Source organism: Mesorhizobium sp. CC13, from assembly GCF_039907765.1.
Lineage (GTDB): Bacteria > Pseudomonadota > Alphaproteobacteria > Rhizobiales > Rhizobiaceae > Aminobacter.
The window spans coordinates 200160-222408 of the sequence record NZ_JARDJI010000002.1 but is presented as its reverse complement, the minus strand read 5'-3'; the positions used below and the strand labels follow the sequence as shown (position 1 = coordinate 222408).

Annotated in this window: 19 protein-coding genes, 1 pseudogene and 1 riboswitch; of the genes and pseudogenes, 8 read left to right on the top strand and 12 right to left on the bottom strand. The window is 66.3% G+C overall.

Translation table 11 applies throughout. The annotated features are described in order from the left end of the window. Nucleotides 1-112: 112 nt before the first annotated feature. The 11 genes from nuoI to PV773_RS04070 form a co-directional block, all read right to left on the bottom strand. Nucleotides 113-604: an NADH-quinone oxidoreductase subunit NuoI gene (nuoI, locus tag PV773_RS04120; protein ID WP_340038851.1), complete on the bottom strand. Its 492-nt coding sequence runs from the start codon at nt 602-604 to the stop codon at nt 113-115. After that, nucleotides 604-1647 carry an NADH-quinone oxidoreductase subunit NuoH gene (gene nuoH, locus PV773_RS04115; protein WP_347965121.1) on the bottom strand — a complete coding sequence of 348 codons (1044 nt, stop codon included), beginning with the start codon at nt 1645-1647 and terminating at the stop codon, nt 604-606. Before nuoH ends, nuoI begins: the two co-directional genes overlap by 1 nt. Before the next feature lie 8 nt (nt 1648-1655). Beyond that, nucleotides 1656-3737 carry an NADH-quinone oxidoreductase subunit NuoG gene (gene nuoG, locus PV773_RS04110; RefSeq protein ID WP_347965120.1) on the bottom strand — a complete coding sequence of 694 codons (2082 nt, stop codon included), beginning with the start codon at nt 3735-3737 and terminating at the stop codon, nt 1656-1658. 140 nt (nt 3738-3877) lie between these two features. After that, the gene (locus tag PV773_RS04105; RefSeq protein ID WP_347965423.1) at nt 3878-4621 is read right to left on the bottom strand and encodes an NADH-ubiquinone dehydrogenase; all 744 of its coding nucleotides are present in this window, start codon (nt 4619-4621) and stop codon (nt 3878-3880) included. A gap of 92 nt (nt 4622-4713) precedes the next feature. After that, nucleotides 4714-6015, bottom strand: coding sequence for an NADH-quinone oxidoreductase subunit NuoF (gene nuoF / locus PV773_RS04100; protein WP_340038847.1), 1302 nt, complete (start codon nt 6013-6015; stop codon nt 4714-4716). After that, nucleotides 6015-6641 (bottom strand): hypothetical protein, encoded by a 627-nt coding sequence (locus PV773_RS04095; RefSeq protein ID WP_347965119.1) that lies wholly within the window; start codon nt 6639-6641, stop codon nt 6015-6017. Before PV773_RS04095 ends, nuoF begins: the two co-directional genes overlap by 1 nt. 13 nt (nt 6642-6654) lie before the next feature. Beyond that, complete coding sequence (locus PV773_RS04090; protein WP_347965118.1) at nt 6655-7794, bottom strand: NADH-quinone oxidoreductase subunit E; 1140 nt, start codon at nt 7792-7794, stop codon at nt 6655-6657. Further along, nucleotides 7795-8985: an NADH-quinone oxidoreductase subunit D gene (locus PV773_RS04085; RefSeq protein WP_347965117.1), complete on the bottom strand. Its 1191-nt coding sequence runs from the start codon at nt 8983-8985 to the stop codon at nt 7795-7797. A 9-nt stretch (nt 8986-8994) separates the two neighbouring features. Continuing rightward, nucleotides 8995-9600: an NADH-quinone oxidoreductase subunit C gene (locus tag PV773_RS04080; RefSeq protein WP_347965116.1), complete on the bottom strand. Its 606-nt coding sequence runs from the start codon at nt 9598-9600 to the stop codon at nt 8995-8997. A 6-nt stretch (nt 9601-9606) separates the two neighbouring features. Beyond that, complete coding sequence (locus PV773_RS04075) at nt 9607-10188, bottom strand: NADH-quinone oxidoreductase subunit B (RefSeq protein ID WP_310317485.1); 582 nt, start codon at nt 10186-10188, stop codon at nt 9607-9609. Further along, nucleotides 10179-10544 (bottom strand): NADH-quinone oxidoreductase subunit A, encoded by a 366-nt coding sequence (locus tag PV773_RS04070; RefSeq protein WP_340038842.1) that lies wholly within the window; start codon nt 10542-10544, stop codon nt 10179-10181. The genes PV773_RS04075 and PV773_RS04070 overlap by 10 nt, the downstream gene beginning before the upstream one ends. Before the next feature lie 343 nt (nt 10545-10887). Between PV773_RS04070 and PV773_RS04065 the strand changes: the two genes are divergently transcribed. The 8 genes and pseudogenes from PV773_RS04065 (at nt 10888) to PV773_RS04030 (ending at nt 21496) form a co-directional block, all read left to right on the top strand. Continuing rightward, a complete protein-coding gene (locus tag PV773_RS04065; protein ID WP_347965115.1) occupies nt 10888-12114 on the top strand; it encodes a winged helix-turn-helix domain-containing protein in 1227 nt (408 codons plus the stop codon). Further along, a riboswitch (cobalamin riboswitch) is annotated at nt 12110-12313 on the top strand. Its footprint overlaps the gene before it by 5 nt. Nucleotides 12314-12424: 111 nt before the next feature. Next, a complete protein-coding gene (locus PV773_RS04060; RefSeq protein ID WP_347965422.1) occupies nt 12425-12784 on the top strand; it encodes a DUF1636 family protein in 360 nt (119 codons plus the stop codon). Next, nucleotides 12781-13818, top strand: coding sequence for a cobalamin biosynthesis protein CobW (gene cobW, locus PV773_RS04055; RefSeq protein ID WP_347965114.1), 1038 nt, complete (start codon nt 12781-12783; stop codon nt 13816-13818). The genes PV773_RS04060 and cobW overlap by 4 nt, the downstream gene beginning before the upstream one ends. 143 nt (nt 13819-13961) lie before the next feature. Beyond that, nucleotides 13962-17777: a cobaltochelatase subunit CobN gene (locus tag PV773_RS04050; protein ID WP_347965113.1), complete on the top strand. Its 3816-nt coding sequence runs from the start codon at nt 13962-13964 to the stop codon at nt 17775-17777. Then, nucleotides 17774-19382: pseudogene (cobG, locus tag PV773_RS04045) on the top strand (precorrin-3B synthase). The gene PV773_RS04050 and the pseudogene cobG overlap by 4 nt, the downstream one beginning before the upstream one ends. Next, nucleotides 19357-19989, top strand: coding sequence for a precorrin-8X methylmutase (locus PV773_RS04040; protein WP_347965112.1), 633 nt, complete (start codon nt 19357-19359; stop codon nt 19987-19989). Before cobG ends, PV773_RS04040 begins: the two are co-directional and overlap by 26 nt. Further along, entirely contained in the window at nt 19986-20735 is a 750-nt protein-coding gene (locus PV773_RS04035; RefSeq protein WP_347965111.1) for a precorrin-2 C(20)-methyltransferase, read from the top strand. Before PV773_RS04040 ends, PV773_RS04035 begins: the two co-directional genes overlap by 4 nt. Next, nucleotides 20732-21496 (top strand): precorrin-3B C(17)-methyltransferase, encoded by a 765-nt coding sequence (locus tag PV773_RS04030; RefSeq protein ID WP_347965110.1) that lies wholly within the window; start codon nt 20732-20734, stop codon nt 21494-21496. Before PV773_RS04035 ends, PV773_RS04030 begins: the two co-directional genes overlap by 4 nt. Here PV773_RS04030 and PV773_RS04025 read toward each other — a convergent pair. Further along, nucleotides 21460-22224: a cobalt-precorrin-6A reductase gene (locus PV773_RS04025; RefSeq protein ID WP_347965109.1), complete on the bottom strand. Its 765-nt coding sequence runs from the start codon at nt 22222-22224 to the stop codon at nt 21460-21462. The two genes, PV773_RS04030 and PV773_RS04025, sit on opposite strands and share 37 nt — an antisense overlap. Nucleotides 22225-22249 lie beyond the last annotated feature (25 nt).

The window sequence follows — 22249 nt, the reverse complement described above, 5'->3', positions numbered from 1 at the left end:
TCCTTTCGGGCTCGGCGCGCAGCGCCCCACCCTGTTCACGTCCTTGCTCCGCCTCCGGAGCTGGCCGCGCGTTCCTTAGACGAGCCGGCAAGGCCCGTCCATCGTTCAAGCCTCAGCGATACGGCGCATCCATAGCGATGTTGCGCGCGATCTCGCGTTCCCAACGATCGCCGTTCGCAAGCAGCTTGTCCTTGTCGTAGTAGAGCTCCTCGCGCGTCTCCGTCGCGAATTCGAAGTTCGGCCCCTCGACAATGGCGTCGACCGGGCAAGCCTCCTGGCAGAAGCCGCAATAGATGCACTTCACCATGTCGATGTCGTAGCGCACCGTGCGGCGGGTGCCGTCGTTGCGGCGTGGGCCGGCCTCGATGGTGATGGCCTGCGCCGGGCAGATCGCCTCGCACAGCTTGCAGGCAATGCAGCGTTCCTCGCCGTTGGGATAGCGGCGCAACGCATGCTCGCCACGGAAGCGCGGGCTGACCGGCCCCTTCTCGTGCGGGTAGTTCAGCGTGTGCTTCGGCGCGAAGAATTGGCGCATCGACAGGAAGAACGCGCCGACGAAGTCCTTCAGCAGCAGCGACTTGGCGGCTTGGGCTAGAGCTGACATCAGGCGGCTCCGGTAAGCTTGAGTACGGCGGCGGTGATGACGACCATCGCCAGCGAGATCGGCAGGAACACCTTCCAGCCCAGGCGCATCAGCTGGTCGTAGCGGTAGCGCGGCACGAAGGCCTTCACCATGGCGAACATGAAGAACACCATGCACACCTTGAGCACGAACCAGATCACGCCCGGCACCCAGGTGAAGGGCGCGAAGTCGAAGGGCGGCAGCCACCCACCGAGGAACAGGATCGTCGTCAGCGCGCACATCAGCACGATGGCCACGTATTCACCCAGGAAGAACAGCAGGAACGGCGTCGACGAATATTCGATCATGTGACCGGCGACGAGCTCCGACTCCGCTTCGACCAGGTCGAAGGGCGGGCGGTTGGTCTCGGCCAGCGCCGAGATGAAGAAGATCACGAACATCGGGAACAGCACGAGCCAGTTCCAGTCGAGGAACGTGTTCGGCAGGCCGAGACGCGTGCCGATGCCGTCGCCCTGCGACATCACGATGTCGGAGAGGTTGAGCGAGCCGACGGTGAGCAGCACGCAGACGATGACGAAGCCGATCGAGACTTCATAGGACACCATCTGGGCGGCCGAACGCAGCGCGCCGAGGAACGGATACTTCGAGTTCGACGCCCAGCCGCCCATGATCACGCCATAGACCTCGAGCGAAGAGATGGCGAAGACGTAGAGGATGCCGACATTGACGTTGGCGATGGCCCAGCCTTCGCTGACGGGGATCACCGCCCAGGCGGCGATCGCCAGCACGGCGGAAACCACCGGCGCCAGCAGGAACACGCCCTTGTTGGCGCCCGACGGGATCACCGGCTCCTTGAAGACGAACTTCAGCAGGTCGGCGAAAGCCTGCAGGAGCCCCCAGGGACCGACCACGTTCGGGCCGCGACGCAGCTGCACCGCCGCCCAGATCTTGCGGTCGGCATAGAGGATATAGGCGACGAAGATCAGCAGGACGACGATCAGAACGACCGACTTCAAGAGGATGATCAACGCCGGCAGGACGTAGAAGGAGAAGAAGGTATCCATGACAGCCCTTACTCCGCCGCCTGCTTGAAGCCGTTCTTGGCCAATGCCGAACACTCGGCCATCACCGCCGACGCGCGCGCGATCGGGTTGGTGAGGTAGAAATCCTTCACGGTCGAGTGGAAGGCGCCCTTGTTCAGCCGGCCGCCGAGCTTGGCGACCTTGGCGATGTCGTCGTTGTCGCCGGCGGCGATCTCATCGACGCGAGCCATGTGCGGGAACTCGGCATGGAGCCTCGCGCGCAGCTGCTGCAGCGAATCGAACGGCAGCTTGTGGCCAAGCACGTCCGAAAGTGCACGCAGGATCGCCCAGTCTTCCTTGGCCTCGCCAGGCGCAAAGCCGGCGCGGGTGGTCATCTGCACGCGGCCCTCGGTGTTGACGTAGGTGCCCGACTTTTCGGTGTAGGCGGCACCAGGCAGGATGACGTTGGCGCGGTGAGCGCCGGCGTCGCCATGCGTGCCGACATAGACCACGAAGGCGTCGCCCGTCTTCGACATGTCGATCTCGTCGGCGCCGAGCAGGAACAGCACGTCCGTCTCGCCCAGCATGCCGGCAACGTTCTTGCCGCCCTCGCCCGGCACGAAGCCGATGTCGAGGCCGCCGACGCGGGCGGCTGCGGTGTGCAGCACGGCAAAGCCGTTCCAGTCCGGCCGGCTCGCCTTGACGGCACCTGCCAGCTTGGCGGCCTGGCCGAGCACGGCCGCACCGTCGGTACGGGCAAGCGCGCCCTGGCCGACGATGATCAGCGGGTGCGAAGCCTTCTTGAGAACCGAGAAGAACTTGCCGTTGCCTTCGGCCAGATCCTTGAGCGTCTCCGGGCCCGAGCCCAGTTGCTCGTAGTCGTAGCGCAGGTCGCCGACCTCGCCGATGACGGCAACCGGCACCTCGCCGCCGCGCCAGCGCTTGCGGATGCGGGCGTTCAGCACCGAAGCCTCGAAGCGCGGGTTGGAGCCAATGATCAGGATGGCGTCGGCCTGCTCTATGCCCTCGATGGTCGGGTTGAAGATGTAGCTGGCGCGGCCGAGCGACGGATCGAGTGCGGCGCCGTCCTGGCGGCAATCGACGTTCTTCGATCCGAGCGAAGCGATCAGCTGCTTCAGCGCGTACATCTCCTCGACGGTGGCCAGGTCGCCGGCGATGGCGCCGATGCGGTCGGCCGAGGTCTTGGAGACGGTATCCTTGATCGCGCCGAAGGCCTCGGCCCAGGTCGCAGGCACCAGGCGGCCGTTGCGGCGCACATAGGGGCGGTCGAGGCGCTGGGTGCGCAGGCCATCCCAGATGAAGCGGGTCTTGTCGGAGATCCACTCCTCGTTCACCTGCTCGTTGACGCGCGGCATGATGCGCATCACTTCGCGGCCTCTGGAGTCGACGCGGATCGCCGAACCGACCGCATCCATCACGTCGATGGATTCGGTCTTGGTCAGCTCCCACGGACGCGCCTGGAAGGCATAGGGCTTCGAGGTCAGCGCGCCGACCGGGCAAAGATCGATGACGTTGCCCTGCAGCTCGGAGGTCATCGCCTGTTCGAGATAGGTGGTGATCTCGGCGTCCTCGCCACGGCCGATCAGGCCGAGCTCGGAGATGCCGGCCACTTCGGTGGTGAAGCGGACGCAGCGCGTGCAGTGGATGCAGCGCGTCATGATCGTCTTGACCAGCGGGCCGATGTACTTGTCCTCGACCGCGCGCTTGCTTTCCTTGTAGCGCGAACCGTCGAGGCCGAAGGCCATCGCCTGGTCCTGCAGGTCGCATTCGCCGCCCTGGTCGCAGATCGGGCAGTCGAGCGGATGGTTGATGAGCAGGAACTCCATCACGCCTTCGCGGGCCTTCTTGACCATCGGCGTGTTGGTGAAGATCTCCGGCGCCTCGCCATTCGGACCGGGACGCAGGTCGCGCACGCCCATGGCGCAGGAAGCCGCAGGCTTGGGCGGTCCACCCTTCACCTCGACCAGGCACATGCGGCAGTTGCCGGCGATCGACAGCCGCTCATGGAAACAGAAGCGCGGCACTTCCGCGCCCGCCTCTTCCGCCGCCTGCAGCAGCGTATAGTGGTCGGGTACCGAAATCTCTTTCCCGTCGACCTTAAGCTTTGCCATAGCGCCTCAAATCCCGCGGCTAACCCGCATTCCGTCCTGCGAGAGGCGCGGCCTTGGCTGCGCCCCCGAATTCTTCAACTCAGTTTCTAGAGCGCCGCGCGTCCATTCGGACGCGCTAAGGACGCTCTAGCACTTAGACTCTACGCATCGGGCTTTCCGAAAATCGTGTCCGATTTTCGGGCCGATGCGTGGCCGGCAAGCGTGGCCGCCTGCCCTATCCAGTCGTCCCGGCCTATCCGGCCCTTGAAACCCAGGTAGTCGTCCGCCCAGGCCACCTCCGCCGGCGTCCAGGCGGCTATCTGCACCCAGGTCCAGATGCCCAGGCCGTTCAGCACCTGCTCGAGCTTCGGCCCGATGCCGGAGATCGCCTTCAGGTCGTCTGGCGTTTCCGGCCTGTCGACCGAGCGCGGTTGCCTGAAGTCCTCGGGCAGCAGCGTACCGGCTGCTTCCGCGACCGGCGCCTGTTCCACAGGCTCTGCCGGTGCCGCCTCGGCAACCTCAGGCTGCTTCGCCTGCTCCAGCTTGCGTGCCAACGTTTTGACGTCGGCGATCAGCGAGGCGGTGGTGGCCTCGGCCCGCCTGGCTGCCGTTTCGTGCGACGCCGCGACATGCAGGGCGCCGGCGAAGTCGCCGTAGTCCGGCGAGAACATGCGTTGCGCAGCTTCGGTTGCCCCCGTCACGGCTCCCATCCAAACGCCGAACGCGTGGCTGGCGAATCCGACGCCGAGTGCGGAGGCAGCAGCGACGCCTGCGGCAGGATGCACGAAGAGGTTCGCCGCGCCGGCGAACTCCTTCGGCAGCATCATCGCCGCGAAGTCTCTGTTCATCTGCTCCATACGTTCCATGTCAGGCACTGCAACTTCGGGAATGGGAAATGTCGACATCGATAAGCTCCTTGTCGCTTTCGCCGTTCGCCTCTGCCTCGTCGTTTCCTGTTTTGCCATCGGGCCTTGGGCCCGCACTTTCTGATATTTCGTTATTCGGCCGCCATCAGCGGCGCGACGCGGTGCGCATTGCGCGAGAACTCGTCGATGCGCCGTTCGATCTCCGGACGGAAGTTGCGGATCAGGCCCTGGATCGGCCATGCCGCGGCATCGCCCAGGGCGCAGATCGTATGGCCTTCCACCTGCTTGGTGACGTCGAGCAGCATGTCGATCTCGCGCTTCTGCGCCTCGCCGCGCACCAGACGATCCATGACGCGCCACATCCAGCCGGTGCCCTCGCGGCACGGCGTGCACTGGCCGCAGCTCTCGTGCTTGAAGAAGTAGCTCAGCCGCGCGATCGCCTTCACGATGTCGGTCGACTTGTCCATCACGATCACGGCAGCCGTGCCGAAGGACGACTTCTTCTCGCGCAGCCCGTCGAAATCCATCGGGCAGTCGATGATGTCCTCGGCCTTGACCACGGGGCAAGATGCACCACCTGGGATTACCGCCAGCAGGTTGTCCCAGCCGCCGCGGATGCCGCCGCCGTGCTTTTCGACCAGCTCGCGGAAGGTGATGCCCATGGCCTCTTCGACCGTGCAGGGCGTGTTGACGTGGCCGACCAGCATGAACAGCTTGGTGCCGACATTGTTCGGACGGCCGATCGACGAAAACCAGGCTGCGCCGCGGCGCAGGATGGTCGGAGCGACGGCGATCGATTCGACATTGTTCACCGTGGTCGGGCAGCCATAGAGGCCGACATTGGCCGGAAACGGCGGCTTCAGGCGCGGCTGGCCCTTCTTGCCTTCCAGGCTTTCGAGCAACGCCGTCTCCTCGCCGCAGATATAGGCGCCGGCGCCGTGGTGGACGTAGATCTCGAAGTCGTAGCCGTTCTTGTTGTTCTTGCCGATCAGCTTGGCCTCGTAGGCCTCGTCGATCGCCCGCTGCAGCGCCTCGCGCTCACGGATGAACTCGCCACGCACATAGATGTATGCCGCGACCGCGCCCATGGCGAAGCCGGCGAGCAGGCAGCCCTCGACCAGCGTGTGCGGGTCATGGCGAAGGATGTCGCGATCCTTGCAGGTGCCCGGCTCGGATTCGTCGGCATTGACGACCAGGTAGGACGGGCGCCCGTCGCTGGCCTTGGGCATGAACGACCACTTGAGGCCGGTCGGGAAGCCGGCGCCGCCGCGGCCGCGCAGGCCCGACGCCTTCATCTCGTTGATGATCCACTCGCGGCCCTTGTCGATGATGGCCTTGGTGCCATCCCACTGCCCGCGCGCCATCGCTCCGGCCAGCGACTGATCGAAGCGGCCGTAGATGTTGGTGAAAATGCGGTCCTTGTCCTCAAGCATCAGGTGGCGCTCCCGCCTTCTTCGCCGAGCACGCGCTTGGCTATGGTTCTTACGATCAGGCCGCCGAAAACCATCATGCCGGCGGCCTTGAGAATGAGCATGGCAACCGCGGCCAAATCCTTTTGCTGGAAGCCGTCACGGAACGGCGTCAGCGGATCCTGGAATTGCGCCACGGCATCGGTGAACTCGTTGCCCGTGGATTCGACCGCACCGAAGAAGGTCGAATAAACGAAATAGCCGAAACCCAGCAGGGCGCCGACAGCAAAGCGCGGCGACCTGAAAATCTCGGTGCGGGCGGTATGGACATCGTCCACGGACTTGCGAAACCGGTTGAGCACGAAATAGACGATGCCCCCCGCGAGCAGCGTCGCGAGCACGAGGCTGAAAAGATCGCGTTTGCCGGACATCACATAGTATCCGAACGCGAACAACGCCGCCGCGACCGCTCCGAACTTTGGCCAATGCAGCTCTGCGAACGACCCGTGGAACGTCGGGCGTTCGGCTTCGCCTTCGCGGTAGATCACATGCGGACCGGGCTTTTGCTGCGTCGGCGTGCGGCCGGCAAGCGGGCGCGCCGCGTTCGCCGAACGCTGCATATCCTGCCCTCTCTTGCCGAAGCTTCCCATTGCTGCCTGACCCTCAGACCGGCTTCTTGCCGAAGACGCGGATGTATTCGGCCACGCCGCCCTTGGCGAGCGCCTTGGCCTGCTTGACCCAGTCGTCGCGTTCGATGCGACCCTTGAAATTCAGGTAGCCGTCGACCCAATCGCGCTCGGCCTTCTTCCACGCAGCCACCTGCGCAAAGGTGAAGATGCCGAGTTCGTGCAGCGTGCCCTCGATCTTCGGGCCGACGCCGGAGATCAGCTTGAGGTCGTCGACCGCGGCCGGGCGGGCGATACCGGCCGGACGGTTCTTGTCCTCGAGCGACGGCTTGGCCGGAGCAGCGGCCTTATTGGCAGCGGGCTTCGGTGCCGTGACGCTGACGGCCTTCTCGGCCGCCGGTGCCGCCTTGACCTTGGACGGCGACTTCACCGCCGGGCTGGTCTCGATCGCATCGGTCTTGGGCTTGGCTGCATTCGACGGTGGTATCGTCGGTTCGACGGCTGCGACCTTGGCTGCCTTGGCGGCGGCCTTGGCCTCCTTGTCGCGGGTGGTCTTCAGCACACCCTTCTCGTCCTTGAGCGAAGTGAAGCCGGTGATCGGCGCCGAATAGTGGCGGCCGGTCTGCGGGCCGGGCTTCACCTGGTTGCCCTTGCCCGCCTCGAACAGGTCGATGATCTCGGCGAGCCGCTCCGGCGTCAGGTCCTCGTAGGTGTCCTTGAAGATCATGACCATCGGCGCGTTCACGCAGGCGCCAAGGCACTCGACCTCTTCCCACGACAGCGTGCCCGCCTCGTTGGTGTGGAACTGGTCGTGGTGGATCTTCGAACGGCAGACGTCCATCAGCTCTTCCGAGCCGCGCAGCATGCACGGCGTGGTGCCGCAGACCTGGACGTGAGCGCGCGTGCCGACCGGCTTCAGCTGGAACTGCGTGTAGAAGGTCGCGACTTCGAGGACGCGGATGTAGGGCATGCCGAGCATGTCCGCGACGTGCTCGATGGCAGCCTTGGTCACCCAGCCGTCCTGCTCCTGCGCAAGCATGAGCAGCGGGATCACGGCCGACTGTTCGCGGCCCTTGGGGTACTTCTTGATCCAGGTTTTCGCCTGCGAAGTGAACGCCTTGTTGAAGGCGAACGAGGCTGGCTGGACGCTGGCTTCTGCGAGACGGCGGACTGACATTTAGCGGTCGACCTCACCAAACACGATGTCGAGGGAGCCGAGAACGGCCGATATATCCGCCAGCATGTGGCCGCGGCACAGGAAATCCATCGCCTGGAGATGGGCGAAGCCCGGCGCGCGCAGCTTGCAGCGGTACGGCTTGTTTGAGCCGTCGGAAACGAGATAGACGCCGAACTCGCCCTTGGGCGCCTCGACGGCCGCGTAGACCTCGCCGGCCGGCACGCGGTAGCCCTCGGTGTAGAGCTTGAAGTGATGGATGAGCGATTCCATCGAGCGCTTCATGTCGCCGCGCTTCGGCGGAACCACCTTGCCGTCGATGTTCGACACCGGACCGGTGCTCTCCTTGCCGAGCAGCAGGTCGACGCACTGGCGCATGATCTTCGCCGACTGGCGCATCTCTTCCATGCGGATGAGATAGCGGTCGTAGCAGTCGCCGTTCTTGCCGACCGGAATGTCGAAGTCCATCTCCGGATAGCATTCGTAGGGCTGGCTCTTGCGCAGGTCCCAGGCAGCGCCAGAACCGCGCACCATCACGCCCGAGAAGCCCCAGGCCCAGGCGTCGTCGAGCGACACCACGCCGATGTCGACGTTGCGCTGCTTGAAGATGCGGTTGGGGGTCAGGAGCTCGTCGAGGTTCTTCACCGTCTGCAGGAACGGATCGATCCACTTGCCGATGTCCTCGACCAGCTTCTGCGGCAGGTCCTGGTGGACGCCGCCCGGCCGGAAATAGGCCGCGTGCATGCGCGCGCCGCAGGCGCGCTCATAGAACACCATCAGCTTCTCGCGCTCTTCGAAGCCCCACAGCGGCGGGGTCAGCGCTCCGACGTCCATCGCCTGCGTGGTGACGTTGAGCAGGTGCGAAAGGATACGGCCGATCTCGGAATAGAGCACGCGGATCAGCTGGCCGCGCTTCGGCACCTCGATGCCGTGCAGGCGCTCGACCGCCAGCGCAAAGGCGTGCTCCTGGTTCATCGGCGCGACATAGTCGAGCCGGTCGAAATAGGGCACGGCCTGCAGATAGGTCTTCTGCTCGATCAGCTTCTCGGTGCCGCGGTGCAAGAGGCCGATATGCGGATCGACGCGGTCGACCACCTCGCCGTCGAGCTCGAGCACCAGGCGCAGAACGCCGTGCGCGGCCGGGTGCTGCGGGCCGAAGTTGATGTTGAAGTTGCGGACGGAGGTTTCAGCCATTTCGCCGCCTCAATTCGTCTTGGCTTTTTCGTCGCCCGGCAGCACATATTCGGTGCCCTCCCAGGGAGACAAAAAGTCGAAATTGCGGAATTCCTGCTTGAGTTCGACCGGCTCGTAGACGACGCGCTTCTGCTCGTCGTCGTAGCGCACTTCGACGAAGCCGGTGAGCGGGAAGTCCTTGCGCAGCGGGTGTCCTTCGAAGCCGTAGTCGGTCAGAAGGCGGCGCAGGTCGGGATGGCCCGAGAACAGGATGCCGTACATGTCGTAGGCCTCGCGCTCGAACCAGTCGGCGCCCGGATAGACCGGGGTGACGGACGGGACCGGCGTGTCCTCGTCCGTGCGCACCTTGACGCGGATGCGCAGGTTCTGCCGCGGCGACAGGAGGTGGTAGACGACGTCGAAGCGCTTGGCGCGCTGCGGATAGTCGACGCCCGACACATCGATGAACGAGACGAACTGGCACTGCACGTCGTTGCGCAGGAAGGTCAGCACGTCGACGATGTCGGCAGCCTTCACCGTCAGCGTCAACTCGCCATAGGCGAGCACGCTTTCCTCGATGTCAGCGTCGAGCTTTTCCGCGATATAGGCGGCAAGGTCCTTCAGGGCTTCACTCATTTGGGATCACCGCTCGATGGTGCCGGTGCGGCGGATCTTCTTCTGCAGAAGAAGGATGCCGTAGAGGAGCGCTTCGGCGGTCGGAGGACAGCCGGGCACATAGATGTCGACGGGCACGACGCGGTCGCAGCCACGCACCACCGAATAGGAATAGTGGTAGTAGCCGCCGCCGTTGGCGCACGAGCCCATGGAGATGACGTAGCGCGGCTCGGGCATCTGGTCGTAGACCTTGCGCAGCGCCGGCGCCATCTTGTTGGTCAGCGTGCCGGCCACGATCATCACGTCCGACTGGCGCGGAGAGGCGCGCGGCGCGATGCCGAAGCGCTCGGCGTCATAGCGCGGCATCGAGATGTGCATCATCTCGACGGCGCAGCAGGCGAGGCCGAAGGTCATCCACATCAGCGAGCCGGTGCGCGCCCAGGTGATCAGCGCCTCCGACGAGGTGACGAGGAAACCCTTGTCGGACAACTCGTTGTTCAGCTCGCCGAAGAAGGCGTCGTCGGAACCGATGAGCTTGCCGGTGTTCGGATCGATGATGCCTTTCGGCTTCGGCGCGATCAGGGTGCCGGAGGCGTCGTTCAATCCCATTCCAGCGCTCCCTTTTTCCACTCGTAGACGAAGCCGATGGTCAGCACGGCCAGGAAGATCATCATCGACCAGAAGCCAAGCATGCCGATCTCGCCGAAGGACACCGCCCACGGAAACAGGAACGCGACTTCGAGGTCGAAGATGATGAAGAGGATGGACACCAGGTAGAACCGGATGTCGAATTTCATGCGGGCATCGTCGAAGGAGTTGAAGCCGCACTCGTAGGCCGACAGCTTTTCCGGGTCCGGACTGCGGTAGGCGACAAGGAAGGGCGCCACGATGAGGGCAATGCCGACTACGAGCGCCACACCGATGAAAATGACGATGGGCAGATACGAACTCAGGAGAGCGTTCATGCTGCGAATTCCGTTGGTGGCCAATCCACCCAGACTTACAGCACGGGGTCCGTTTCCGGAAGCGCGACGGTTCCTCGCCGGTTCGGACGAAACGGTCGTGCTGCAATGCGGCGACGGTTAGCGCAGGCAGTCGGGCGAAGCAAGCCCAACCTTGTCCGAAAGGTGGCAAACCCCACGGCTGGACCAGAATCCTGGGGCGATCGCCCGTCTTTGATTTCCTTCCATTTTTACTCCACTTTACACTCCTGACAAGTCCCGAACCGCGCTTCTGCTAGCATCTGCAGCAAAGTGCGATTCCTCTACCCCAGCGTCACATTTCCGAAGACTGCGATAGCTTGCCGCAATGACCGAAAAAATCTCCCTGGCCACCGCCCGCCGCATCGCTCTCGCCGCGCAGGGTTTTGCCGATCCGCGGCCGACCGGAGCGATCACGCGACGTCACCTCAAGCGTGTGCTCGACCGCACCGGCCTGTTCCAGATCGATTCGGTCAGCGCCGTCGTCCGCGCCCACTACATGCCGCTCTATTCGCGACTCGGCCCCTATCCTATGGCGCTGCTCGACGATGCCATGCAGCCGAAGAAGCGCATGCTGTTCGAATATTGGGCGCACGAGGCCTCGCTGCTGCCGCTCGAGACCTTTCCGCTGATCCGCTGGCGCATGGAGTGCGCCGATACGGAAATGTATTCGGGCCTGGCCAAATTCGGCCGCGAGCACCGCAGCCAAATCGAAGCGATCTACCGGGAGGTCGTCGACCGCGGACCGATCGCGGCGTCCGATATAGAAGGGGCCAAGGGCTCGGGCGGCTGGTGGGGCTGGAGCCGCGAGAAGCATGCCTTCGAATGGCTGTTCTGGGCGGGCCGCATCACCACCCATTCCCGCCGCGGCTTCGAGCGGCTCTACGACCTGCCCGAACGCGTCCTGCCCGCCGAGATATTCAACCGCCCTGCCCTGCCAGCCGCCGACGCGCATCGCGAACTCCTCAGGATTTCCGCCTGCGCCCACGGCGTCGCCACCGCCATCTGCCTGCGCGACTACTTCCGCCTGTCGCCAGCCGACATGAAGGGCCGTCTGGAAGAGCTGGTCGAGATGGGCGAACTGATTCCCGTCCGCGTCGAGGGCTGGCACCGGCAGGCCTATCTCCACGCCGGGGGGCGCATACCAAGGAAGGTCCAGGCACGCGCCCTGCTCGCGCCCTTCGATCCGCTCGTGTTCGAACGCAGCCGCGCCGAACAGCTCTTCGACTTCCGCTATCGCATCGAGATCTACACGCCGGCTGAAAAGCGCCAGTACGGCTACTACGTAATGCCGTTCCTGCTCGGCGAGCGCATCGTCGCCCGCGTCGACCTCAAGGCCGACCGGCCCGCCGGCGTGCTGCGCGTGCACGCTGCCTATTCGGAGCCATGCGCTCCACCAGAAACCGCGGCCGAACTACACGAAGAACTCAAGCAGATGCGCGACTGGCTCGGCCTCGAGCGCATCGAAGTGACGTCCGCCGGCGACCTCGGGCCGGCGCTGAGCGACATCGTTGGTCGCTCCGCCGCGTTGACTCCACCCCTCGCTACCGCCTAAATCGCCAGTCGACGGTCCTCCGCCCGCAAAGGCGGAGGCTAAGAGGGAATGCGGTGCGGCTTTTTCGGCCAACTCCGCGGCTGTCCCCGCAACTGTGAGCGAAGAGCCGAGCTCGAAGACCACTGGGAGACTTCCCGGGAAGGCGGGCCAAGGCGACGATCCGCAAGCCAGGAGACCTGCCGTCAAAGTTTTTGATCCGAAGGCCTGGCGGGTGTCCCGGGCAAGGAGCCTGGATTTGGACTTCGACGACAATCTTCCGGTCGAATCGTCTGACGCATCCTGCGATGCAGCCGGCGCGCGCGCCTGCGACGTGACCATCCTCGTCTGCTCCTCCTGCCGCGACGAGACCGGCTCTGACGCCCACCCCCGCGCCGGCGCGAAACTTGCCGAGCACGCCCGTATCGCAGCCGGCGGCGACGTCGCCGTGCGCACCGTCGAATGCCTCGGCAACTGCAAGCGCCGCCTGAGCGCGGCACTGATCCGCGACGGCTCCTGGAGCTACGTCTTCGGCGACCTCAGCATTTCCTCTGGCGAAGACCTCGTCACCGGCGCAAGGCTCTTCGCCACCTCGACCGACGGCCTGATCCCCTGGCGCGGCCGCCCCGACAGCCTCAAGCGCGGCCTCGTCGCGCGCATCCCACCACTTGCTCTCATCAAGGAAGACAAATGACCGCCTCCGTCGAACGCGTTCCCTGCACCGTCGTCACCGGCTTTCTCGGCGCCGGCAAGACCACCCTGCTTCGCAACATCCTGGAGAATTCCAAGGGCAAGCGCCTCGCCATCATCGTCAACGAATTCGGCGACGTCGGCATCGACGGCGAGATCCTCAAGGGCTGCGGCATCGACGCCTGCCCGGAGGAGAACATCGTCGAGCTCGCCAATGGCTGCATCTGCTGCACCGTGGCCGACGACTTCGTCCCCGCCCTCGACCAGATCCTGTCGCGTACGCCAAAAGTCGACCACATCCTGATCGAGACCTCGGGCCTCGCTCTCCCCAAGCCGCTGGTTCAGGCCTTCCAGTGGCCGACGGTGAAGAGCCGCGTCACGGTCGATGGCGTCATTGCCGTCGTCGACGGCCCGGCCCTCGCCGACGGCAAGGTCGCCTCCGACATGGAAGCGCTCGCCGCCCAGCGCCAGGCGGATGATTCGCTCGACCACGACGATCCGGTCGAGGAGGTGTTCGAGGACCAGGTCGCCTGCGCCGACCTCATCATTTTGTCCAAGTCAGACCTGCTCGACGAGGCCGGCCATGCGCGTGCCAGCGCCATCGTCGGCGAACATCTCGCCCGCGCCGTCAAGATCGTGCCGTCGGCGCACGGCAAGGTCGACCCGTCGGTGCTGCTCGGCCTCGGCCTCGCCGTCGAGGACGACATCGAGAACCGTAAGACCCACCATGACGGCGCCTTCGACCACGAGCACGACGATTTCGACACCTTCGTCATCGAAATCCCCTCGATCGTCAGCCCCGACGAACTGGCCAAGCGCGTCGCCACCGCCGCCGAGGAAGAAAACGTCCTGCGCGTGAAGGGTTTCGTAGACGTCGGCGGCAAGCCGATGCGCCTGCTCGTCCAGGCCGTCGGACCGCGCGTCAACCACTACTATGACCGCGCCTGGACCGCCGAGGACGACCGCCGCTCGCGCCTCGTGGTCATCGGTCTGAAGGGGCTCGACCGCCCGGCCATCGAGCGTATCCTGGTAGGCTAAGTCTACATGCCCCCTCACCCGACCTCCGCTGCGCTCGGTCGACCTCTCCCCGTCGGGGAGGGGACTTCGCCAATGCCCGCGCTCGCCGGCCCGAAGGGCCGGATGAGGGGGAATTCTCTCGCTGCCTCGGGCGAGGTGCGCTGATGCACATCCTCACCACCACATCCGCCTCGCTCGACGACCTGATCGAGCCCGTGGACCTCAGGCAGAAGCCTGCGGATGTGGTGGCGCTGTCCTTCACCGACAGCGACCTCGCCGGCCTCGCCAGCGCCTGGAAGGCGGATGCCGAAAGCCTGCCGTCGATGCGGCTCGCCAGCCTGCGCGATCTCCGGCACCCGATGTCGGTCGATCTCTGGATCGACAGCGTCGCAGCCCACGCCAAGGTCATCCTAGTTCGCATCCTCGGCGGCCACGACTGGTGGCGCTACGGCTGCGACCGCCTCTCGGCATTGGCGCGCGAAAAGGGCATCGCGCTGGCGCTTCTGCCGGGCGAAAGCCACGACGAGGATCTCAGGCTGATCGAAGCCTCGACGCTGCCGCGCGCAGAACTCGACGCTCTGCTCGGCTATTTCCGCGAGGGCGGACCAGAGAACATGAAGGCGTTGGTCGCCCGGCTGGCGGGGCTGGCGGGTGGCAAAAGCGCGGTTGCGGGCCCTGTCGCGGTGCCGAAAGCGGGAATCTACGATCCCGAGCGGGGCATCGTCGCTGATTTGGAAGCCCTTTTGGCCGGATGGAACAGCGCCTCTTCGCGCCCCCCTCTGTCCTGCCGGACATCTCCCCCGCTAGGGGGGAGATCGGCCGTCACGGACCTCGACTCACATTCTGCAACGCCTCCAATCGGCGACACTGCCGGCGATTGGCCAATCTCCCCCCTTGTGGGGGAGATGTCCGGCAGGACAGAGGGGGGTGTGACAGAGCGCGACGCCTCCCCCATCGTTCCCATCCTTTTCTATCGTTCGATGCTCCTGGCCGCCGACGTCGCCCCGGTAGACGCGCTGGTCGATGCGCTTAAAGCCCAGGGCCTGCGCCCTGCCCCGATCTTCGTTTCCAGCCTCAAGGACAAGGACTCGCTCGCCTTTGTCGAGGCAGCTCTCGCCGACCTGAACCCCGCGGCCATCGTCACCGCCACCGCCTTCGCCGCCGGCGCCGAGCCAGGCGCGGAAACGCTGTTCGACCGCGTCGGCGTGCCGGTGTTCCAGGTCATCGTCGCCACCACCCGCCGCGAAGCCTGGCAAGGCAGCTCGCGCGGCCTCGCGCCCGCCGATCTCGCCATGCATGTGGTGATGCCCGAGATCGACGGCCGCATCCTCGCCGGCGCCATCTCCTTCAAGGCCGAGAGCGAGGTCGACCCGGCGCTTGGCTTCCGCGCCTTCGCCAACCGGCCCGAACCCGACCGGGTCGAGCAGGTTGCCCGCCGCATCGCCGCGCATCTCCGACTCCGGGAGACACCGCGCCATGAGCGCAAGCTCGCGATCCTCATCCCCGACTACCCCAGCGCCCCCGGCCGCACCGGCTATGCCGTGGGCCTCGACGTGCCCTCGAGCGTGCTCGCCATGCTGCACGACCTCAAGGACGCGGGCTACGGCGTTGAATCGATTCCGGAATCGCCACGAGCACTGCTCGACTTGATCGAGGCCGGCGGGCATGGGCTTTCGCTCGACGATTACGTGGCGATGTCCGCGGACCTGCCGACAGAAGCCCGGGACGCGGTCGAAGCTGCCTGGGGACTGCCCGAGGACGAAGCTGAACGCGCAAGCAAGCGCTCTACGTTGCCCCCCTCTGTCCTGCCGGACATCTCCCCCACAAGGGGGGAGATCATGCTGTCATCACCGCTTTCGCCCAAGGAAAAAACGGAGCGCTGGCCAGTCCTGCCGAGCGAGCTTGCGGACCTATCGCCGTACGACAGCAATGTCGCAGAACAAACGGCAACGCCGAAGCTGCCAATCTCCCCACCTGTGGGGGAGATGTCCGGCAGGACAGAGGGGGGCAACGTAGAGCGCGATACCTTCGCGGCCTTTACCGCCCTCCAATCCTTCCCCTTCCGCGCCGCCACCTTCGGCAACATCACCGTCGCCCTCGCCCCCGATCGTGGCCGCTCCGCAGACCGCCGCGCCGACTATCACGACCCGACCCTGCCGCCGCGCCATGCGCTGCTGGCCTTCGGCCTATGGCTACAAAAGTCGCTCGGCATCCACGCCATCGTCCATGTCGGCGCCCATGGCACGCTCGAATGGCTGCCCGGCAAGGCGGTGGCGCTGAGCCAGACCTGCTTTCCCGAGATCGTCACCGGCTCGCTGTCCGTGGTCTATCCTTTCATCGTCTCCAACCCCGGCGAAGCCGCCCAGGCCAAGCGCCGCATCTCGGCCGTCACCCTCGGCCACCTGCCGCCGCCGCTCGCCTCGGCCGGGCTGGACGAACACCAGCAGAAGCTCGAGCGCCTGGTCGACGAATACGCCCAGGCCGACGGCCTCGATCGGCGTCGCCGCGACCGGCTGGCCAAGCTGATCGTCGAGACCGCCTCGCAGACAGGCCTTGCTGCCGAAGCCGGAGTCGCCAGGACAGACGCACCCGACGAGGCACTCCGCCGCATCGACGCCTGGCTCTGCGACCTCAAGGATTTCGCCATCAAGGACGGCCTGCATATCTATGGCCGCGCCGAAGCGGACGAGCCTGACCCGATGCGCTCCAAAAGCGCCGAGGCCGAGCGTCAAAACCTGATCGCGGCCCTCGACGGCCGCCACGTCAAGGCCGGGCCCTCGGGCGCCCCGGCGCGCGGCCGCACCGACGTTTTGCCCACCGGCCGCAACCTATTCACCTCCGACCCACGCACCATGCCGACGCCGACGGCCTTCGACCTCGGCAAGGCGGCTTCCGACGAAATCATGCGCAGCTATCTCCAGAGCCACGGCGAATGGCCCCGCGCGCTGGTCATCGACCTCTGGGGAAGCGCATCGCTGCGCACAGGCGGCGAGGAGATCGCGCAAGGGCTGGCGCTGATGGGCTGCCGGCCGCAATGGGACGCCGCCACAGGCCGTGTTACCGGCATCGAGGTGCTGCCGCCGGCAACGCTCGGTCGCCCACGCGTCGATGTTACCTGGCGCATCTCCGGCCTGTTCCGCGACATGTTCCCGTCTCAGATCGCGCTGGTCGACGCCGCCGCCCGCGCTGTCGCCACCCGCGACGAGGACGACCACGACAACCCGCTCGCCGCCAGCACCCGCGCCGTGGGCAAGGTCGAACCACGCATCTTCGGCTCCTCGCCCGGCACCTATGGCGCCGGCCTCGAAGACCTCTTGTCGAGTGGTGACTGGCAGGCGCGGGAAGAACTCGGCCGCGCCTATCTCGACGCCGCATCGCATGCCTATGGCGGCAGCGACGGCGAAGGCGTTTCCGCGCCAGGCGCCTTTGCCGGCCGCATCGCCGAAGCGGATCTTCTCGTCCACACCGGCGACGACCCCGGCCGCGACATCCTCGAAGGCTCCGCCGACGTCGCCTTCATCGGCGGCTTCTCGGCGGCGGTGGCGGCTCTGGGCAAAAATGCCGACGTCATCGTGCTCGACACGTCCGACCCGCACAAGCCGCGCCCGCGCTCGGTCACCGAGGCGGTCGGCCGCGTCGTGCGGGCGCGTGCCACAAATACGCGCTTCATCGCCGGCCAGATGCGCCACGGCCCCCGTGGCGCTTCGGAATTCGCCGAGACCGTCGACCGGCTGATCGGCTTCGCCGAGACCACCAACGCCATTCCAGGCGCGCTGATCGAGGCCGTCCACGACGCCTATGTCGGCAATGACGCTGTGCGCGACTTCATGCTGCGCGAGAACCCGGCGGCGGCGAAGTTCATCGCCGAGCGCTTCGCCGCCGCCCGCCGGCGCGGCCTGTGGCACCCGCTGCGCAACTCCATCGACGACGACCTCGCCGCCCTCATCGCCGAGGCATCGGCAAAGGAGGTCGCGGCATGACCGGCTTCTCCCGTCGCGGGGCCTGTCCGGCCCTTTCAGCCCCGATGCAGACGGGCGACGGATTACTTGTCCGCATCAATCCGCTCGCTGGAGAACTCGCGCCTAAGACGTTGATCGGACTCTCGGAATCCGCCGCGCGTCATGGCAACGGCATCGTCGAGGTCACCGCCCGCGGCAGCATCCAGATCCGGGGCCTGACGGCGGAAAGCGCGTGCTTGCTGGCCGAGGAAGTCGATGCGCTCGGCATCGCGGTGCGCAACGGCGTGCCCGTCGACACCAGCCCGCTCGCCGGCATCGATCCGGCCGAAATCGCCGACCCGGCGCCGGTCGCGGCAGCCATCCGCGCTGGCATTGAAGATGCCGGCCTTGCCGCACAGCTCGGGCCGAAGGTCTCGGTAGTCGTCGACGGTCGCGGCCGGATCGGGCTCGGTTCGATCATGGGCGACGTCAGGCTGGTGGCGGCTGGCGCCTCGCACTGGCGCCTGTCGGTCGGTGGCGACGAGGCGGTGGCACTCTTCGTCGGTGAATTCGATGCTGATGGTGCATGCGCTGCCACACTGGACATCCTTCACGCTGTCGCCGCGCAGGGTCGCACAGGCCGCGCTCGTGACCTCGATCTGACGCGGGGGATCGCCGCACTAGGAAGGTCGGAAACCTCGGAAACCTCTCTTTCCTTCCCACCCCCCTCTGTCCTGCCGGACATCTCCCCCACAAGGGGGGAGATTACGCCTTCATCTGCGTCTTCGCCAACATTCAACATCAACGTTGCAGGACGAGTGCAGCCGACGACACCGCCAATCTCCCCCCCTGTGGGGGAGATGTCCGGCAGGACAGAGGGGGGTGCGAAGGATCGCGGCATAGCCGCTTTTGGCGTTGCCGATGCGCGGGCCCGTGTTCCCATTCAAGCAGGTGAATCGAATTCTGAGCCAACCGCGCCAACCGATTCATCCCCCATCGGAATCCTCCCCCTCGCAGCCAACCGAATCGCCGTCGGCATCGCGCTCCCCTTCGGCAGCATCGACGCTCCGACCCTGATCGATTTCTGTCAGGCCGCAACGACGGCCGGCGCCACCGGCATCCGCCCCGCCCCCGGCCGCAGCCTGCTCGTCATGGGGCTCGACCGGCCCTCTGCCGCCAGCCTCACCGCCACCGCCAAATCCCTCGGCCTCGTCACCTCGCCGACAGACCCCCGCATCCGCGTCGCCGCCTGCCCCGGCGCGCCGGCCTGCGCGTCGGGCATGATCGCCGCGCGCGACGTCGCCGCTGACATCGCAGCCGACCTCGGCGAAAGCCTCGACCCGCCCCTCTCGCTGCACGTCTCCGGTTGCGCCAAGGGCTGCGCCCATCCCGGCCCGGCCACGCTCACCATCGTCGGTGACGAAAAAGGCGCGGCATTTGTCGTCGGCGGAACGGCGAAGGGCCTTCCGGCCGCCTACACCGCGAGCTATGAAGCCGCGCGCGGCATGAGCCGCCTCACGAAATTGCTCGCCCAGGAGCGCAAGCCGGACGAAGATGCCGCCGCTTGCCTCGCAAGGCTGGGCGCAAAGCGCCTCGCGCAAGCTCTGGCACAGGAATGAACATGGCCGCCTACGACTACATCCATGATGGCACGGCCATCTACGAACGCTCCTTCGCCATCATCCGCGCCGAGGCGGACCTCAAGCGCTTCTCCGAGGACGAGGCCGACGTCGCGGTGCGCATGATCCATGCCTGCGGCCTGGTCGAAGCTGCCCAGCATTTCGTCTTCTCCGAGAACTTCGTCTCTGCAGCGCGTAGCGCCCTGCAGGCCGGCGCGCCGATCTTCTGCGATGCCGAGATGGTGGCGCGCGGCGTCACACGCGCCCGCCTGCCCGCCGACAACGAGGTGATCTGCACCCTGCGCGACCCGCGCACGGCAGATATCGCCAGGGAGATCGGCAACACGCGTTCGGCTGCGGCAATCGACCTCTGGACCGACAGGCTCGCCGGCTCCGTCGTCGCCATCGGCAACGCGCCGACAGCCCTGTTCTACCTGCTCGAAAAGCTGCGTGACGGTGCGCCGAAGCCTGCGGCCATCATCGGCATGCCGGTTGGCTTCGTCGGCGCCGCCGAATCCAAGGACGCGCTGGCCGAGAATTCCTATGGCGTGCCCTACGCCATCGTGCGCGGCCGCCTCGGCGGCAGCGCCATGACGGCCGCAGCCCTCAACTCGTTGGCGAGGCCCGGCGTATGAGCGCTGTTGCGAAGGGCCGCCTGATCGGCGTCGGCACCGGACCCGGCGATCCCGAACTGATGACGGTCAAGGCCGTGCGGGCGCTGGCCGAGGCCGACGTCATCGCGCATTTTTCCAAGCGCGGCGCCAACGGCAACGCCCGCACCATCACCGACGCGCATTTTCGCGACGGCGTGATCGAACTGCCGCTCGTCTATCCGGTCACGGTCGAAATCGACAAGGATCACGACGACTATCGTGCGGCCGTCACGGGCTTCTACGAAGAGTCGGCGCAAGCCGTCGCCGTCCATCTCGACCAGGGGCGCACCGTAGCCATCCTGTCCGAAGGCGACCCGCTGTTCTACGGCTCCTACATGCACCTGCACGTTCGGCTTTCGCATCTCTATCCGACCGAGGTCATCCCCGGCGTCACCGCCATGTCCGGCTGCTGGTCGCAGACCGGCGTGCCGATCGTGCAGGGCGACGACGTGCTGTCGGTGCTGCCCGGCACGATGAGCGAGTTCGAGCTCACCCGCCGCCTCGCCGACACCGACGCCGCCGTCATCATGAAGGTCGGCCGCAACCTGCCCAAGATCCGCAAGGCGCTGGAAGCCACCGGCAAGCTCGGCCGCGCGCTCTATGTCGAGCGCGGCACCATGCCGAACACGCAGCACATGCGGCTCGTCGACAAGGCCGACGACAAGGCCCCATATTTCGCCATCGTTCTGGTGCCGGGCTGGGCCGGCAAGCCGGGAGCGGAAAAGTGAGCGGCCGCCTCGTCGTCATCGGCCTCGGCCCCGGCAATCCGGACCAGATCACGCCGGAAGCCAGCCGCGCCGTCGCCAAGGCGAGCCATTTCTACGGCTACAAGCCTTATCTCGACCGGCTCGAGCTGCGCGCCGACCAGATTCGCGTCGCCTCCGACAACCGTGAGGAAATCTCCCGCTCCAACGCAGCGCTGGAGATGGCAGCGAGCGGCCACAACGTTGCCGTCGTCTCGGGCGGCGACCCCGGCGTCTTCGCCATGGCCGCAGCCGTCTGCGAGGCCATCGAGGCCGGCCCGAAAGAATGGCGCGACATCGACCTCACTGTGGTTCCCGGCGTGACAGCCATGCTGGCGGTCGCCGCCCGCACCGGCGCGCCCCTCGGCCACGATTTCTGCGCCATCAACCTGTCGGACAACCTGAAGCCGTGGGATCTGGTCGAGCGCCGCCTCGTCGCTGTCGCCCAGGCCGGCTTCGTCATCTCGCTCTACAATCCGATCAGCAAGGCCCGCCCCTGGCAGCTCGGCAGCGCCTTGGAGACGCTGCGCGCGCATTTGCCTGCCTCGACACCCGTCATCTTCGGCCGCGCCGCCGGCCGGCCCGACGAGCGCATCGAGATCGTCCCGCTTGGCGAAGCCGACGCATCCAGGGCCGACATGGCGACCTGCGTCGTCGTCGGCTCGCCGGAAACGCGCCTGATCGAACGCGACGGCAAACGTCCGCTGGTCTACACGCCGCGCTTTTCGACTGGTGTGGCGAAATGATCGACCATCTCGGCCATCGCGGGCACGCTCGGGGCGGACGGCATGTCGGGCAGCTGCGGCCGGCGGAACAGGATCACTTCGATGCCGAGTTCCCGCGCCGCCGCGATCTTGCCGTAGGTCGCCTGCCCGCCGCTGTTCTTGGCAACGATGACGTCGATTTTTTGCGTCTTCAGCAGCGCCAGCTCGTCGGCTTCGGCAAACGGTCCGCGCGCCAGTATGTAGGTCGCATCCGGCACGCCAAGCGGCGGCTCGATCGGGTCGACGCTGCGGATGACATAGGCATGCTGAGGGGCGGTCTCGAACGCCGCCACCTCCTGCCGTCCGAGCGCCAGGAACACGCGGCGGGCCTCATCGCCCAGCGCGGCAACTGCTTCCTCGCCATCGTCGACCAACATCCAGCGGTCACCTTCGACCGGCTCCCAGCCGGGACGCCGCAGCGCGAAGATCGGCACGCCGGACAGACGCGCCGCCTCCGCCGCATTGGCCGAGATGCGCGCCGCATAGGGATGCGTGGCGTCGATCAACAGGTCCGTCCTGTGGTCGGCCAGCCAGTCGGCCAGCCCTTGCGCGCCGCCGAAGCCCCCAACGCGCACCGGCACGGGCTGTGCGACAGGGTTTTCGGTGCGGCCGGCCAGCGACAGCGTGATGTCGAGATCGCCGCGCGCGGCCAGCTTCGCCGCCAGCTGCCGCGCTTCGGTGGTACCGCCCAGGATCAAAACCGTCTTCATGATCGTCCGCGTTCGCAAGAAACTG

Coding starts and splice junctions, on each gene's coding strand:
- PV773_RS04050 (WP_347965113.1), top strand. CDS start 13,962: ATGCACATCCTCACCACCACATCCGCCTCGCTCGACGACCTGATCGAG.
- PV773_RS04070 (WP_340038842.1), bottom strand. CDS start 10,544: ATGAACGCTCTCCTGAGTTCGTATCTGCCCATCGTCATTTTCATCGGT.
- PV773_RS04080 (WP_347965116.1), bottom strand. CDS start 9,600: ATGAGTGAAGCCCTGAAGGACCTTGCCGCCTATATCGCGGAAAAGCTC.
- PV773_RS04075 (WP_310317485.1), bottom strand. CDS start 10,188: ATGGGATTGAACGACGCCTCCGGCACCCTGATCGCGCCGAAGCCGAAA.
- nuoF (WP_340038847.1), bottom strand. CDS start 6,015: ATGCTTGAGGACAAGGACCGCATTTTCACCAACATCTACGGCCGCTTC.
- cobW (WP_347965114.1), top strand. CDS start 12,781: ATGACCGCCTCCGTCGAACGCGTTCCCTGCACCGTCGTCACCGGCTTT.
- PV773_RS04085 (WP_347965117.1), bottom strand. CDS start 8,985: ATGGCTGAAACCTCCGTCCGCAACTTCAACATCAACTTCGGCCCGCAG.
- PV773_RS04025 (WP_347965109.1), bottom strand. CDS start 22,224: ATGAAGACGGTTTTGATCCTGGGCGGTACCACCGAAGCGCGGCAGCTG.
- nuoI (WP_340038851.1), bottom strand. CDS start 604: ATGTCAGCTCTAGCCCAAGCCGCCAAGTCGCTGCTGCTGAAGGACTTC.
- PV773_RS04105 (WP_347965423.1), bottom strand. CDS start 4,621: ATGTCGACATTTCCCATTCCCGAAGTTGCAGTGCCTGACATGGAACGT.
- nuoG (WP_347965120.1), bottom strand. CDS start 3,737: ATGGCAAAGCTTAAGGTCGACGGGAAAGAGATTTCGGTACCCGACCAC.
- nuoH (WP_347965121.1), bottom strand. CDS start 1,647: ATGGATACCTTCTTCTCCTTCTACGTCCTGCCGGCGTTGATCATCCTC.
- PV773_RS04065 (WP_347965115.1), top strand. CDS start 10,888: ATGACCGAAAAAATCTCCCTGGCCACCGCCCGCCGCATCGCTCTCGCC.
- PV773_RS04095 (WP_347965119.1), bottom strand. CDS start 6,641: ATGGGAAGCTTCGGCAAGAGAGGGCAGGATATGCAGCGTTCGGCGAAC.
- PV773_RS04035 (WP_347965111.1), top strand. CDS start 19,986: ATGAGCGCTGTTGCGAAGGGCCGCCTGATCGGCGTCGGCACCGGACCC.
- PV773_RS04090 (WP_347965118.1), bottom strand. CDS start 7,794: ATGTCAGTCCGCCGTCTCGCAGAAGCCAGCGTCCAGCCAGCCTCGTTC.
- PV773_RS04040 (WP_347965112.1), top strand. CDS start 19,357: ATGGCCGCCTACGACTACATCCATGATGGCACGGCCATCTACGAACGC.